We start from the raw sequence: 14,937 nt of genomic DNA on the forward strand, positions 1-14,937 counted from the left end.
GGAAGCACATTAGTTCATTGATGTTTTCAGCGCGCGGTCTGCCGCATGGCGCTCCAGCGCCAGTTCAATCAGGCGGCTGATCAGGCTGGTGTAGTCCAGCCCGCTGGCCTGCCACAGCTTCGGATACATGCTGATGTTGGTAAACCCTGGCAGGGTGTTGATTTCATTGATGATGACTTCATCGTCCTGGGTCAGGAAAACATCGACGCGCGCCATGCCGCTGCAGCCCAACGTCTGGTAAGCACGTACGGCAATTTCACGGATCTTATCGTTGATTTCGTCAGAGATAGCGGCAGGAACCACCACTTTGGCCCCCTGATCGTCAATATACTTGGTGTCGTAGGCGTAGAACTCGCTGTTGAGAACGATTTCGCCACAGGTACTGGCCTGCGGATAGTCGTTGCCCAGTACCGCACATTCAATTTCACGCCCTTTGATCCCTTGTTCAACCACGACTTTATGGTCGAATTCAAAGGCCAAATCTACCGCTTGCTGATATTGCGCTTCGTTGTTCACCTTGCTGACACCAACCGATGAACCCTGATTCGCGGGTTTGACAAACAGCGGCAGGCCCAGTTTTTCCTGCACCTGCGCGAAGCTGAACTGCTGACGGTTGGCACGGGTTAAGGTGATGAATGGGGCAATCGACAGCCCGGCGTCGCGCAGCAGACGCTTGGTCACGTCTTTATCCATACAGGCCGCGGAGCCGAGCACATCGGAACCGACGAACGGCAGGTTGGCCATGCGCAGCATGCCCTGCAGTGAGCCGTCTTCTCCGAGGGTGCCGTGAACGATCGGGAAAATAACGTCGATGGCGGCCAGCGGTTGCCCGCTGTCGGCATTGATCAGCTGCTGCGCCTCGCGGCCTGGGATTTGCGCCAGCGTGACGTCTGAAGGACGTAGCGCGATACGGGCAGGATCCTGCGGGTTTAACAGGTAGTTACCGGCGTCGTTGATATGCCAGAGTCCCTGTTTATCAATTCCGAGCAGAACCACGTCAAAGCGCGTTTTATCAATCGCTTCCACGATATTCTTCGCTGACTGCAGCGACACTTCATGTTCTGCCGACTTGCCGCCAAAAACGATCCCAACCCTCATCTTAGCCATTTCAACTTCCATCCAGATAACATCAAAGCACATAACATAGCATGTGAAATGAGGGCATGGCTGCCAGAATCTTCCTCTCTGAAAGCAGGGGGTTAAAAGCTGTACTTTGAATCTGCTCCCGGGTCCGCAGATGGGGTGGTCTCAGCACAACACACTGAGGGTTGGCCGGTTGGTGCTTATTTTTCCCGGCGAAATAACGTATTGTACGATAAAGCACTAAACTCATCGTCAGCGCATCTCTGGTAATACGTCGCTGCCAGGAAATTGCTAAGCTAGATAATAATTCGCAAAAAATTAATGAATACGTGTAGTTATGGAATCCTGGAAGGTTAATCTTATCTCCGTCTGGTTCGGTTGTTTCTTTACCGGTCTGGCGATCAGTCAAATTCTCCCCTTTTTGCCGCTCTATGTTTCTCAGCTCGGCGTGACCTCACATGAGGCGCTGTCAATGTGGTCGGGGCTGACGTTTAGCGTCACTTTCCTCGTGTCGGCGATTGTCTCCCCCATGTGGGGCAGCCTGGCGGATCGAAAAGGGCGCAAGCTGATGCTGCTGCGTGCCTCCCTCGGCATGGCGATTGCGATTCTGCTCCAGGCCTTTGCGACCAACGTCTGGCAGCTGTTTATTCTGCGCGCGATAATGGGGCTGACCTCTGGCTATATCCCGAATGCCATGGCGCTGGTGGCCTCTCAGGTTCCGCGAGAGCGCAGCGGCTGGGCGCTCAGTACGCTCTCCACCGCGCAAATCAGCGGCGTGATTGGCGGGCCGCTGCTCGGCGGTTTTCTCGCCGACCACGTTGGCCTGCGGGCGGTGTTTTTCATTACCGCGATCCTGCTGACGGTGAGTTTCCTTGTCACCTTGTTCCTGATTAAAGAAGGGGTCCGCCCGCAAACCAGCAAAGCCGACCGCTTAAGCGGCCGGGAAGTGTTTGCCTCGCTGCCGTACCCTGGGCTGGTCATTAGCCTGTTCTTCACGACCCTGGTGATCCAACTCTGCAATGGCTCCATCGGGCCTATTCTGGCGCTGTTTATCAAATCGATGGCGCCGGACAGCAACAATATCGCCTTTCTTGCCGGGATGATTGCCGCAGTGCCGGGGGTCTCCGCGCTGATATCCGCGCCGCGTCTGGGCAAACTTGGCGATCGGATCGGTACCTCACGGATTTTACTGGCGACGCTGGGCTGCGCAGTAGTGATGTTCTTCGCTATGTCGTTTGTCACCACGCCGCTGCAGTTAGGGATTTTGCGCTTTTTACTGGGCTTTGCCGATGGCGCGATGCTGCCCGCGGTACAGACCCTGCTGCTCAAGTACTGCAGCGATAACGTCACCGGGCGCATCTTCGGCTATAACCAGTCGTTTATGTACCTCGGTAACGTCGTCGGCCCGCTGATTGGCGCCTCGGTCTCGGCGATGGCTGGTTTCCGCTGGGTGTTTATTGCCACCGCCATTATCGTGCTGATTAACCTCTGGCAGTTGGCCGTGATGTTGCGCCGTAGCCGCCGTACCGCCGCGTAATACTGCTTCCCACGGCGCTTGCGCGAGAGCGTAAATGCCGTGGCGAGATCGTTTCCTCCCGCAAATGCATCACCGATCACAAATTGATCATTTTCCCTTCAGACATGCTTTAATTTTCTACTGTTACGCGTATACAGTTACGCATAACAGTCACAGAAAAAGACATTTCTATGAAAAATCTATTCGATTTATCCGGCAAGCGCGCCCTGATTACCGGCTCCGCCCGGGGGATTGGTAACCTGCTGGCCGAGGGATTAGCCGGGTACGGGGCGGAGGTGATTATCAATGACCGTACTCAGGAGAAAGCGGATCGTGCGGCTGAGGCGCTGGTCGCCCTCGGGTACCGTGCGACGGGGGTAGCCTTTGATGTCACCCGCCGCGTCGAAGTCGAGCGGGCCATCGGCCACATCGAAGCAGAGATCGGGCCGATTGATATTTTGATCAATAACGCTGGGATCCAACGCCGCCATCCGTTTAGCGAATTTCCGGAAGAGGAGTGGGATCAGGTGATTGAGGTCAACCAGAAAGGCGTATTTCTGGTCTCACAGCAGGTGGCGAAATATATGATGGCACGCCGGGGCGGTAAAATTATCAATATTTGTTCCATGCAGAGTGAATTAGGACGTAAGACCATTACGCCGTATGCCGCATCGAAAGGGGCGGTCAAAATGCTCACCCGAGGCATGTGTGTGGAGCTGGCGGAATATAATATTCAGGTTAATGGTATCGCCCCTGGCTATTTTGCAACGGAGATGACCAGCGCATTAGTGAATGACCCGGAGTTTTCTGCCTGGTTATATCAACGCACCCCGGCGGCCCGCTGGGGAAAACCGGAAGAGTTAATTGGCGCCGCGGTGTATCTGGCCTCCCCGGCGGCAAATTTTGTTAATGGCCATCTGCTGTTTGTTGATGGCGGGATGCTCGCCGCCGTGTAACCGCGTTGTCGTGTATCGGGCAGTTCTGCCTGCCTGATATACGGTGAAACCCATAATAATTAAACCCATTTGATTACATCATTAATCTGAGGATGGCATATGCAAATGCTCACCAAATTACCAGCGCGCCGCTGGTGGTATTTAATGCCGATTATATTTATTACCTATAGTCTGGCCTATCTCGACCGCGCTAATTATGGTTTTGCAGCTGCGGCAGGTATTGAAAATGATTTAGGTATTACCAAAGGTACCGCATCACTAATTGGTGCATTATTTTTCCTGGGCTATTTCTTTTTCCAGGTGCCCGGTGCGATATATGCCGTAAAACGCAGCGTGCGGAAAATGATATTCGTCAGTCTGATTTTATGGGGCTGCTGCGCGGCGGCCACCGGGTTCGTTAGCAATATTCCGATGTTAATGGCTATCCGCTTTATTCTCGGGGTGGTGGAAGCGGCGGTTATGCCGGCGATGCTGATTTATATCAGCAACTGGTTTACCAAAACCGAGCGCTCACGGGCCAATACCTTCCTGATCCTTGGTAACCCGGTGACGGTGCTGTGGATGTCCATCGTCTCCGGCTACCTGATTCAGGCCTGGGGCTGGCGTGAAATGTTTATTATTGAAGGCATTCCGGCGGTGCTGTGGGCCGTGTGCTGGTGGATCCTGGTCAGGGATAAGCCCGAGGAAGTCTCCTGGCTGAACGCCGGGGAGAAGCAGGCGCTGCAGGAAGCGATGGACCGTGAGCAGAGCGCGATTAAGCCGGTACGTAACTATGGTGAGGCACTGCGTTCACGTAATGTAATTATGCTGTGTGCCGTCCATGCCCTGTGGAGCATCGGGGTATATGGCTTCATGATGTGGATGCCGTCAATTCTGAAAAATGCGGCGCAGATGGATATCGTCGCAGTAGGCTGGCTGGCCGCGGTGCCGTACCTGGCGGCTATTTGCCTGATGCTGACGGTCTCCTGGCTCTCGGATAAGTTCCAGAACCGTAAACTGTTCATCTGGCCGCTGTTGCTGATTGCCGCGCTGGCATTCTTTGGTTCCTGGCTTATCGGCGACCACGCATTCTGGTTCTCCTACGCCTTGTTGGTGATCGCCGCCGCCTGTATGTATGCCCCATACGGGCCGTTCTTCGCGCTTATCCCCGAGCTGCTGCCACGCAACGTCTCCGGGGTATCGATGGGGCTTATCAACAGTTTCGGCGCGCTGGGCGCTTTCCTGGGTGCCTGGCTGGTGGGCTACCTGAATGGCGTGATGGGCGGGCCCGGTGCCTCATATACCTTTATGGCTATCGCGCTGCTGTCCTCGGTGGTGTTGATGTACAACGTGCGGGCCAATGACGATCGCACGCCGGCGTTAATGACCACAAATAAGCTTGCGGGTTAACAGAAACGAAGCGCCTGTGGTAAGGTTCTCTGCGAGCATATGAGTCGTTTGTCGCAGAGAACCCGATGAAAAACAACCGGATGACATTGCAGGATATCGCCAACCTGGCCGGACTGAATAAAATGACGGTCAGCCGTTATTTACGTGACCCGGGCCAGGTGTCGCAGCGCAGCCGCGAGCTGATTGCGAAGATCATGGAAGAGCACAACTATATCCCTAACCGGGCGCCGGAAATTTTGCTCAATGCGCGCAGTAAAACGATAGGCGTGCTGATCCCTTCCTTCCGTAATCAGATTTTCGCCGATGTTCTCGCCGGGATTGAATCCGTCACGTCCGCCCACCAGTATCAGACCCTGATTGCCAACTACGGTTATGACCCGCAGCGCGAAGAGCGCGAAGTGCTCAATTTGCTCTCTTACAACATTGACGGGCTGATTCTGACCGGTACGCAGCACAGCGATCGCATGATTCAGTATGTCCGCGCCAGCGGGATCCCGGTGGCGGAGCTGATGGATATCGGCGGGCAACCCCTCGATATTCAGGTCGGGTTTGATAACGAGAAGGCCGGCTGGGATATGACCAACGCGTTCCTCGACAGCGGTAAGCGAAAAATCGCCTTTTTTGGTTCGATGGACGACCCTCGTGATGTGAGCCGTTTTCGCGGCACCGAACGCGCCGTGGCGGCCTATGGCCTGAAGGCATATCACATCACGCCGCGCAGTATCTCGTCGGTGGCGCTGGGTCGCCAGATGTTCCTGCAAATGCAGCACTCGCACCCGGATATTGACGCGATTTTTTGTACCAATGACGATCTGGCGGTCGGCGTGCTGCTGGAGTGTCAGGCGCAGGGCATTGCCGTCCCGGAGAAGATAGCGATTGCCGGTTTCCACGGGCTGGAAATTGGTCGCGCGCGCCTGCAAAAAATCGCCAGCGTCATTACTCCGCGTTATGACATTGGTAAAACGGCGAGTGAAATACTCATTGCCCGGCTTGCCGGTAAAGACGCGGCAGATAGCGTGAATATGGCTTACCAGATTTATTATGGCGATACGTTATAATTACCAACGAAATCGCAATATATTTTTTTATTATTATCTATTGAAATTTTTTATGAAACGTATTTCTCTGGTGTTGAGTTTATTCCTGGTGCTTCACCGAAAGAGCAAAACGTTTCGCTTATTATTATGCGGGATCAGGAATCATTTTTAAAAAATAATACTGGTATCCAACGGCGGATGTATGACATAACTAGCGAATAATGGAACTCGCATAAGGATACCGTGCTGTGAAGAATCTCATTGCCGAACTACTGGTGAATCTGGCTCAAAAGGAAGAAGAGGCAAAAGAACTGACGGTGCAGGTTGAGGCGCTGGAAGTTGTCGTAACAGCGTTACTGCGCCATATGGCACAGGACAAGCAGCAGGCATTAATTCATGATATTGAGGACGCTATTGCCCAGGCCAGCCCCGGCCCGCTGGTGGACGATCGCGATGCGCAACGGTTGCAGCAATATATAAAAAAGCTGTTGCGGCATCCGCGTAGCTAGTTCTTTTGATCGGACACGGATGCCGTCATTTTACTGTCACAACACTTTTATAAAGTCTTCTTCGTTTTGATTTTTGAATATTTTTATACCCTAAATAATTCAAGTTGCATAAAGGCTGCAAATCCCCTGGAGCTTACACCGGTAAGTGATCGGGGGGGCAGACAACACCTATGCAGCTTGAAGAATGACGGGCACACATGGAGAAGACTAAAGTGAAATTAAGTGTGATATTTATTGCCCTGTTACCTCTGCTAGGCTCCACGGCTATTCATGCAGAAACAACTGCAGCCCCGGTTCTGGAAAATCGTGCCGCTCAGGGCGATATCACCACGCCTGGCGGTGCACGCCGGTTAAGCGGCGATCAGACCGCCGCACTACAGGCCTCGTTAATCAACCGGCCGGCAAAAAATATTATTCTGCTGATTGGCGACGGAATGGGTGATTCAGAAATTACCGCCGCGCGCAATTATGCCGAAGGTGCGGGCGGTTTCTTTAAAGGGATTGATGCCCTGCCGTTAACCGGCCAGTACACCCACTATTCTCTGGACAAGAAAACCGGTAAACCGGATTACGTGACTGACTCTGCTGCATCCGCCACCGCCTGGACCACCGGCGTGAAAAGCTATAATGGCGCGCTGGGGGTCGATATCCATGAAAAAGATCATCCGACGATCCTGGAAATGGCCAAAGCCGCTGGCCTGGCCACCGGTAACGTCTCCACCGCAGAACTGCAAGACGCGACGCCAGCTGCGCTGGTCGCCCATGTCACCTCGCGGAAATGCTATGGTCCGAGCGTGACCAGTGAAAAATGCGCCAGCAATGCGCTGGAGAAGGGCGGGAAAGGGTCAATCACTGAACAGCTGCTTAATGCTCGTGCCGACGTCACTTTAGGCGGCGGGGCCAAAACCTTCGCAGAAACCGCAACCGCCGGCGAATGGCAGGGTAAAACGTTGCACGATCAGGCCGTCGCCCGCGGCTACCAAATGGTCACCGACGCCAGCTCTCTGGCCGCCGTGCGTGAAGCAAACCAGGACAAACCGCTGCTGGGCCTGTTCTCGGATGGCAACATGCCGGTACGTTGGGAAGGGCCGAAAGCCTCCTTCCACGGCAATATCGATAAGCCTGCGGTGACCTGTACGCCGAACGACAAACGCGATGCCTCCGTTCCGACGCTGGCGCAGATGACTGAAAAAGCGATCGATCTGCTGAGCACTAACGAGAAAGGATTCTTCCTGCAGGTGGAAGGCGCCTCTATCGACAAACAGGACCATGCGGCGAATCCGTGCGGCCAGATCGGCGAAACCGTTGACCTGGACGAAGCGGTACAGAAAGCGCTGGAGTTTGCCAAAAAAGAGGGCAATACCCTGGTCATTGTTACCGCTGACCATGCTCACGCCAGCCAGATTATCCCGGCAGAGACCAAAGCACCTGGCCTGACCCAGGCCTTAACCACCAAAGACGGTGCGGTGATGGTCATCAGCTACGGCAACTCTGAAGAAGCCTCGATGGAACATACCGGCACGCAACTGCGTATTGCCGCCTATGGTCCTCATGCGGCAAACGTGGTGGGTTTAACCGATCAAACCGATCTGTTCTACACCATGAAGGATGCGCTGGGCCTCAAATAACCTAATGCCGGTAGTGAATTGTCGCTATCGGCTGGTATTTTTGTCATCAGCGACCAGACTTACAGAGATTGACTGACAGAAGGATGGTGTAATGAAAATAACATTTCTTGTAACCCTACTTTTTGGTTTGATCTTTGTGACGGCGGTGAGTGCCGCGGAAAAAGCGCAAACGCCCCAGCAGCAAAAAATGACGGTCTGTAACAAAGAGGCCTCATCGAAAGCGCTGAAGGGGGATGAGCGTAAAACGTTTATGAGCCAGTGTCTGAAGAAAGACGCCCCGGCGAAGGACGGTAAAGCGTTGACGCCTCAGCAGCAAAAAATGGGCGAATGCAACTCGCAGGCCACTCAGCAGTCTCTGAAAGGGGACGATCGTAATAAGTTTATGAGCGCATGCCTGAAAAAACAGGTCTGAAGCGACTGAGACAGACATAACTATACGGCAACGGGTGAGGCCTGGGCTCACCCGATATGACGACAGGGATCAGGAACGGCTCAGTTTTTCTGATTTTTCCATGCATTTCACCATCGCTTCGATCACCGCAGAACGGAATCCTTTCTCTTCCAGCACCCGCACCGCTTCGATGGTGGTACCGCCAGGCGAGCAGACCATATCTTTCAGGGTACCCGGATGTTCTCCGCTTTCGAGCACCATTTTGGCCGAGCCCATCACCGCCTGTGCGGCGAATTTGTACGCCTGGGCGCGCGGCATTCCGCCGAGGACTGCGGCATCCGCCATCGCTTCGATAAACATAAAGACGTAGGCTGGCGCAGAGCCGCTGACGCCCACTACCGGGTGGATCATCGGTTCGGCAATAATTTCCGCCTGGCCAAAGCAGCGGAAAATCGTCAGCGCTTCGGCGATTTCTTCGCTGGTGACCAGCGCGTTAGGGGTGACGGAGGTCATACCGGCGTTGACCAGCGAGGGCGTGTTAGGCATCGCACGGACGATCTTACGGTCGTGACCCAGCGCTCGCGCCAGCTGATCGAGCGTCACACCGGCAGCAATAGAGATAATCAGCGAGTCTTTATTGAGGCTTGAGGCAACCTCGCTCAGTACTTTAACCATGATCCCCGGTTTTACTGCACCGAAGACAATATCCGCCACCTGGGCCACTTCCTGGGCACTCTGAGCGGCATTGATACCGTACTGGTCGTGCAGGGCCGCCACTTTGTCCGGCGATGGGGTATAGACCCAAATTTGCCCCGGCTGTACCTGCCCGCTTGCGATCAAACCGCCCAGAATGGCTTTACCCATATTCCCGCAGCCGATAAAGCCAATTTTCTTCTCCATCACCATTCCTCTTTGCTTAGTTTATCGTTCGCTACTAGCTTATCACTCTGGCGCTTTTCTGGGAGACAAAAGCAGGTGACAATGATCACTCACTTTTTCATCGACAGGAGCCGACATGGCTATTTGGGTTGATGCGGACGCGTGTCCGAACGTCATTAAAGAAATATTGTTCCGTGCGGCAGAGCGTACACAAACCCCGGTGACGCTGGTCGCTAACCAGGCGCTACGGGTGCCGCCATCACGGGTGATCCGCACGATGCGCGTGCCGCAGGGGTTTGATGTGGCCGATAACGAAATCGTTCGGCTGTGTGAACCGGGTGATTTGGTGATTACTGCGGATATTCCACTGGCGGCGGAAGTGCTGGCCAAAGGGGGAGCCGCGCTGAATCCGCGTGGTGAGCGCTACAGTGAAGCGACGATTCGTGAACGCCTGACAATGCGTGATTTTATGGAAACGATGCGGGCCAGCGGCGTGCAAACCGGCGGCCCGGATAGTTTATCGCAGCGCGACCGGCAACAATTTGCCGCCGCGCTGGAAAAGTGGCTGCTAGAGACGAAACGCGATCAGGGTTAGACCCAGCTGTCGTCATCGCCGCTGAAATCGTTGTCGTTGCCGAAACCCGCGTCGAAATCGTCGTCGTAGGTGTTGTTATCCGCGAGGAACTGACTATCCTCCTGGCGGAATGGGTCGGCCGCGTCCTGGGTCTGGCTGAGATCGGGCTGCGGATTCTCTTCGATAATATTGACGATCTCCTGCGGATGGGAGCCGCTGAACATATTGGTCAGCATATTACCCAGCACTACGCCGCCCGCCACACCCGCTGCCGTTTGTAGCGCACCGGCCATAAAGCCGCCGCCGCTACGTGCCGCCTGCGCCGCGACGTTTTGCTGTGGCATCTGTGGGGCATATTGCGCCTGCGGGCGGCCATATTGTTCCGCGCCGGGAATCGGGTCAGCACCGCGGCTCTGGCTGCCGCCAAACAGGCCGGCGAGGAAGCCGCCGCTGCTCGGTTTAGCCGTCTGCAGCTGGCTGACCTGGCTTTCCAGCGCCTGGATACGGTCGTTGAGCTGCTTAATCGCTGCTTCCTGAATCAGGATGGTTTGCGCCATGTAATAGGGGGCAGCAGGCTGCTCTTTCAGATGTTGCGCAATCCGCTCCTCGGCACTGGCATCGCGCGCTGCGCTCTGCGTTCCGGCCTCTTTGAGGCGGGAAAACAGTCCATCGATAAGGCGTTGCTCTTCAGATTGCATGGTACTTTCCTCTGTCATACTGGTCGTTTAGCGTCAGAGTGCGTCCGAATGACCCATGCTGTAAATATGTTGTTGCGTAAAGCTGTGCATAAATGTGTTACCGTTTACGCCAGCTCGTGGTGGAAAAATAATCCGCAACAGCAAGTAAATATGGAATAACACATAATGCAATGATAGGTTTACACGTCAAATCCTTTGGCCATAAGAGCTGAAAGGAATATGTTATTTTAACGTAACGTTTATTTTACGGTTATGGTTGGGCGATTTTGCAGGTATCATGGCTGACTTTTCGCATTCATTTTCCCGCCAAAACGCGGAACCAGGGGGTCTTCGGTAATGACACTGCCAATCTTTCTCATCGGGCCACGCGGCTGCGGTAAAACGACGGTCGGCCATGCGCTGGCGCGGGCGTGTAATTACCCATTTACCGATACCGATCATGCGCTGCAGGAGCGTGAGCAGCGCACGGTCGCGGCTATCGTTGAACAAGAAGGCTGGGCGCGTTTTCGTGAGCTGGAGTCCGAGGCGCTGAAAGCGGTCACCCGGCCACAAACGGTGGTGGCGACCGGTGGCGGTATTGTGCTGGCTGAAGGCAACCGGCAGTTTATGCGGGAAAACGGCGTGGTGATTTATCTTCAGGCCTCGGTATCGGCGCTGATCGACAGGCTGGAAGCGTACCCCAAAGCGGAACAGCGACCTACGTTGACCGGCAAGCCGGTGCGTGATGAAGTCGGTGAAGTGCTGGCGCAACGAGAAGCGCTGTACCGCGCAACCGCGCACCATATTATCGATGCCACCGCGGCGCCGGATGAGGTCGTCAGGCAAATTCTGGCGACGCTGCACCCGCTCTCTGCTCTCCCGCAGACCTCGTGCGCCGAGGCGGCGCGCGAGCAATAAGTCATTTCGAGTCACAGGCGTCCGCTACGGCGACATCGCTTCCCTCTGCTTAGTTATCTCCAGACCCGGCATCCTTTCTGACAACAAGAATACCGGGCATCTGTCACATTTTTCATTCATCAGTAGGGTTAATGAATATCTAAGACGCGGATTTTTCAGCAACGCGCTGAAGGCGTCTCAATCTTTACACTCCGCATGGGGAGTAAGCTGCTACGCTTCTGAACGGTTGTTTTTTAGCCAACAAGGGGGCGAATGTGGTTTGCGGTAAGCCTGTGCTGAAGCAGTGGTGGTGAAAAGGTACGTGATATGAGTACAACGATGGCAATTTTAAGCGTTGGCGTGGTTCCGGTAGGGGAGGTCCTGCCGTTATTAACCGAACATATCAGGGAAGATCAGATCACACATATTAGTCTGTTAGGCAAAATGACGCGTGAAGATGTGATGGAAGATTACGCCGTGGATTCCGGCGATGAATGTCTGCTGACGCTGTTGAATGATAACCAACTGGCGGAGGTTTCCCGCCAGAAGGTCGAGCGGGATTTAAAGCATGTGATCGCCATGCTCGACCGGCAAGAATATGACGTGATTTTGTTTTTGAGTTCAGAAATGCTCAGCGGCCTGACGGCGAGTAACGCCATTTTACTGGAGCCGCAGCGGATTATTCCGCCGCTGGTGGCATCGATCGTTGAGGGCCATCAGGTGGGGGTGATTGTGCCCGTCGAGGAGGTGTTGCCCATGCAGCAGCAAAAATGGCTGGCGCTGGAGAACGCGCCATACTACGCCTTAGCCAACCCGATCGACGGCAGCGATAGCGATTTGCTGATGGCCGGGCGGGAATTGCTGGAGCAGGGGGCTGATGTGCTGGTGCTGGATTGCCTGGGCTACCATCAGCATCATCGGGACGTATTGCAAAAAGCGCTGAATGTCCCGGTTTTGCTGTCAAATGTGCTGGTTTCGCGGCTGGCGGCAGAACTATTAATTTAACATGCTGCACGCATGTAATTTTGCGTGACAGGGGCAAGGAGCGCCCCCTATATTGAGGCTTCAACAAAAGATCATAAGGGCTTGTTTATGCTTCAAAGTAATGAATACTTCGACGGAAAAGTGAAATCCATTGGCTTCACCAGCAGCAGCACCGGTCGCGCAAGCGTCGGGGTGATGGCGGAAGGCGAATATACCTTCGGAACCGCACAGCCGGAAGAGATGACGGTCGTGAGCGGTGCGCTGAATGTGCTGCTGCCAGGGGAAACCGAGTGGAAAGTCTATTCTGCGGGTGAAGTATTCAATGTTCCGGGCAGCAGCGAGTTCCATCTGCAGGTGGCTGAAGCAACCTCTTATCTGTGCCGCTATCTGTGATAACTCACCTTCCTGCCATCGCAGGAAGGTGTTTTAGCCGATCTTTCGGGTGCGCTCAGGGCTAATTAGCGCTGCGCTTCGCCGCCCAGACCTTCCACCAGATTTTGAATCAAGGCCGCCAGTTCGCCGGTCATCAGAATAAAGTCAGCATCGAAGCGCTGAGCAAAATCTTCCCGGTCGATGTCTTCATTCTGATCGCGCAGTTCATCGCAGAACTTCAGACGCTTGATCGACGCATCGTCACACATCAGGAACTGGATCCGTTGCTGCCAGTCGAGCGCCAGTTTGGTCACTACCTTCCCGGCTTCAATATGCACCGCGATCTCGTCGCTGACCAGATCCTGCTTCTTGGCGCGGATCACGCCGCCATCTTCGAGCATCGCTTTCAGTTCGGCTTCGTCCAGCAGCTGGAAACCTTGCGCGACGGTACCGGAACGGACCCATTCCGTCAGCGTCAGCTCGATCGGGTTTTCCAGCGTTAGCGGAACCACCGGCAGCGATCCTAACGTTTTACGCAGCAGCGCCAGCGTATCTTCTGCTTTCTTCGCGCTGGCACAATCCACCATGATCAGCCCGTTGACGGTATCGATCCACATCATGGTCTGGCTGAAGCGGCTAAAAGCGCGGGGCAGCAGAGAATGCAGCACTTCGTCTTTCAGCGAATCTTTTTCCGTTTTTTTCAGCTTACGGCCCTGATCGGCTTCCAGCTTGAGGATCTTGGCTTCCAGCGCCTGTTTGATCACCGGCGATGGCAGGATCTTCTCTTCTTTGCGCGCGCAGATCAGGATCTGTCCGTTGTTCGTATGCGTCAGCGCGTCGCTGTGCGATCCCATCGGCGATACCCAGCCGGTTTTCGCCATATCCTGGCTACCACAAGGGGTAAATGTCAGCTCGGCCAGCTGTTTTTCCATCTCTTCGGCCTGCAATGAAATGTCGCGGCTGAGACGGTAAACCATTAAATTTTTGAACCACAGCATGATAATTTCCACGGCGTTGTCGTTAAATCCAGCGGGCATGATAGCGAATTGTCGCTATGCTTGCATTGTTAATCGGGGAGAGGAGCCTACAGTGCGTATTGGTATTGATCTGGGTGGAACAAAAACAGAAGTCATTGCCCTGAGTGACCGGGGAGAACAGCTATTTCGCCACCGCCTGCCTACGCCGCGGGAGGATTATCGTCAGACCATTGAGAACATCGCCACGTTGGTTGAGATGGCGGAGCAGGCTACCGGGGAACGCGGCAGCGTTGGCGTCGGGATCCCCGGGTCGATTTCGCCCTATACCGGGGTGGTGAAAAACGCCAACTCGACGTGGCTCAACGGTCAGCCATTTGACCGCGATCTGAGTCAGCGGCTGAATCGCGAAGTGCGGTTGGCCAATGATGCCAACTGCCTGGCGGTCTCGGAAGCGGTGGACGGTGCCGCTGCCGGGGCGCAGACCGTGTTTGCGGTGATTATCGGGACCGGCTGCGGCGCGGGCGTGGCGATTAATGGCCGCGCCCACATCGGCGGCAACGGTACTGCAGGAGAGTGGGGGCATAACCCGCTGCCGTGGATGGATGAAGATGAACTGCGTTATCGTGCCGAGGTGCCGTGCTACTGCGGTAAGCAAGGGTGCATTGAAACCTTTATCTCCGGCACCGGTTTTGCCACCGATTATCAGCGTCTGAGCGGCCAGGGGCTTCCTGGCAGTGCGATTATGCAGCGGGTGGGCGAGCAGGATCCGCTGGCGGAGCTGGCGCTCACGCGCTATGAGGCGCGGCTGGCGAAGTCGCTGGCCCATATCGTCAATATTCTTGACCCGGATGTGATCGTAGTGGGCGGCGGAATGAGCAACGTCGAGCGTCTCTATCAGACGGTGCCTGAGTTAGTGAAACCGTGGGTGTTCGGCGGCGAATGCGAAACGCCAATCCGTAAAGCGCTGCATGGGGATTCCAGCGGTGTGCGCGGCGCGGCGTGGCTGTGGCCGCTGTAGCTTGCGAGTAGCTGGCGTCTTCCCCGGCCGGTAACAAGGCAGGGGAAGAC

16 protein-coding genes are annotated in these 14,937 nt (G+C 54.9%); 12 read left to right on the plus strand and 4 right to left on the minus strand.

The window, feature by feature from the left end; all coding sequences use genetic code 11:
• Window positions 1–9: 9 nt before the first annotated feature.
• Window positions 10–1,107: a D-alanine--D-alanine ligase gene (gene ddlA / locus ACMYSO_RS19155; protein WP_434666864.1), complete on the minus strand. Its 1,098-nt coding sequence runs from the start codon at window positions 1,105–1,107 to the stop codon at window positions 10–12.
• Window positions 1,108–1,420: 313 nt separating this feature from the next.
• On the opposite strand from ddlA, the gene ACMYSO_RS19160 reads away from it, so the two are divergent.
• The 7 genes from ACMYSO_RS19160 (at window position 1,421) to psiF (ending at window position 8,530) form a co-directional block, all read left to right on the plus strand.
• Window positions 1,421–2,620: a multidrug efflux MFS transporter gene (locus ACMYSO_RS19160; protein ID WP_434586209.1), complete on the plus strand. Its 1,200-nt coding sequence runs from the start codon at window positions 1,421–1,423 to the stop codon at window positions 2,618–2,620.
• Window positions 2,621–2,790: 170 nt separating this feature from the next.
• Entirely contained in the window at window positions 2,791–3,555 is a 765-nt protein-coding gene (idnO, locus tag ACMYSO_RS19165; protein WP_434666867.1) for a gluconate 5-dehydrogenase, read from the plus strand.
• Window positions 3,556–3,654: 99 nt separating this feature from the next.
• Complete coding sequence (locus tag ACMYSO_RS19170) at window positions 3,655–4,944, plus strand: MFS transporter (RefSeq protein WP_434666870.1); 1,290 nt, start codon at window positions 3,655–3,657, stop codon at window positions 4,942–4,944.
• Window positions 4,945–5,009: 65 nt separating this feature from the next.
• Window positions 5,010–6,002, plus strand: coding sequence for a DNA-binding transcriptional regulator IdnR (gene idnR, locus ACMYSO_RS19175; RefSeq protein ID WP_434666873.1), 993 nt, complete (start codon window positions 5,010–5,012; stop codon window positions 6,000–6,002).
• Between the two features lie 227 nt (window positions 6,003–6,229).
• Window positions 6,230–6,490 (plus strand): anti-adapter protein IraP, encoded by a 261-nt coding sequence (iraP, locus tag ACMYSO_RS19180; protein WP_434586205.1) that lies wholly within the window; start codon window positions 6,230–6,232, stop codon window positions 6,488–6,490.
• Between the two features lie 197 nt (window positions 6,491–6,687).
• Window positions 6,688–8,118 (plus strand): alkaline phosphatase, encoded by a 1,431-nt coding sequence (gene phoA, locus ACMYSO_RS19185; RefSeq protein ID WP_434586204.1) that lies wholly within the window; start codon window positions 6,688–6,690, stop codon window positions 8,116–8,118.
• Between the two features lie 91 nt (window positions 8,119–8,209).
• On the plus strand, window positions 8,210–8,530 hold the full coding sequence (psiF, locus tag ACMYSO_RS19190; protein WP_434586203.1) for a phosphate starvation-inducible protein PsiF: 321 nt from the start codon (window positions 8,210–8,212) through the stop codon (window positions 8,528–8,530).
• A 69-nt stretch (window positions 8,531–8,599) separates the two neighbouring features.
• On the opposite strand, the gene proC is transcribed toward psiF, so the two are convergent.
• Window positions 8,600–9,409, minus strand: coding sequence for a pyrroline-5-carboxylate reductase (gene proC / locus ACMYSO_RS19195; RefSeq protein WP_434586202.1), 810 nt, complete (start codon window positions 9,407–9,409; stop codon window positions 8,600–8,602).
• 115 nt (window positions 9,410–9,524) lie between these two features.
• Here proC and ACMYSO_RS19200 point away from each other — a divergent pair, with 115 nt between their 5' ends.
• Window positions 9,525–9,983 (plus strand): YaiI/YqxD family protein, encoded by a 459-nt coding sequence (locus ACMYSO_RS19200; protein ID WP_434666876.1) that lies wholly within the window; start codon window positions 9,525–9,527, stop codon window positions 9,981–9,983.
• Here ACMYSO_RS19200 and ACMYSO_RS19205 read toward each other — a convergent pair.
• Complete coding sequence (locus tag ACMYSO_RS19205) at window positions 9,980–10,660, minus strand: DUF2076 domain-containing protein (RefSeq protein WP_434666879.1); 681 nt, start codon at window positions 10,658–10,660, stop codon at window positions 9,980–9,982. The two genes, ACMYSO_RS19200 and ACMYSO_RS19205, sit on opposite strands and share 4 nt — an antisense overlap.
• A 336-nt stretch (window positions 10,661–10,996) precedes the next feature.
• Between ACMYSO_RS19205 and aroL the strand changes: the two genes are divergently transcribed.
• From aroL to ppnP, 3 genes are all read left to right on the plus strand, one after another.
• Window positions 10,997–11,557: a shikimate kinase AroL gene (aroL, locus tag ACMYSO_RS19210; RefSeq protein WP_434666882.1), complete on the plus strand. Its 561-nt coding sequence runs from the start codon at window positions 10,997–10,999 to the stop codon at window positions 11,555–11,557.
• 306 nt (window positions 11,558–11,863) lie between these two features.
• Entirely contained in the window at window positions 11,864–12,541 is a 678-nt protein-coding gene (locus ACMYSO_RS19215; protein ID WP_434666885.1) for an AroM family protein, read from the plus strand.
• Between the two features lie 87 nt (window positions 12,542–12,628).
• A complete protein-coding gene (gene ppnP, locus ACMYSO_RS19220; protein WP_434586197.1) occupies window positions 12,629–12,913 on the plus strand; it encodes a pyrimidine/purine nucleoside phosphorylase in 285 nt (94 codons plus the stop codon).
• Window positions 12,914–12,978: 65 nt separating this feature from the next.
• On the opposite strand, the gene rdgC is transcribed toward ppnP, so the two are convergent.
• Window positions 12,979–13,890 carry a recombination-associated protein RdgC gene (rdgC, locus tag ACMYSO_RS19225; RefSeq protein WP_123756215.1) on the minus strand — a complete coding sequence of 304 codons (912 nt, stop codon included), beginning with the start codon at window positions 13,888–13,890 and terminating at the stop codon, window positions 12,979–12,981.
• 91 nt (window positions 13,891–13,981) lie between these two features.
• Between rdgC and mak the strand changes: the two genes are divergently transcribed.
• Entirely contained in the window at window positions 13,982–14,887 is a 906-nt protein-coding gene (gene mak / locus ACMYSO_RS19230; RefSeq protein ID WP_434666888.1) for a fructokinase, read from the plus strand.
• Window positions 14,888–14,937: the final 50 nt, after the last annotated feature.

This window comes from Klebsiella sp. B345, assembly GCF_051131735.1.
Classification (GTDB): domain Bacteria; phylum Pseudomonadota; class Gammaproteobacteria; order Enterobacterales; family Enterobacteriaceae; genus Klebsiella.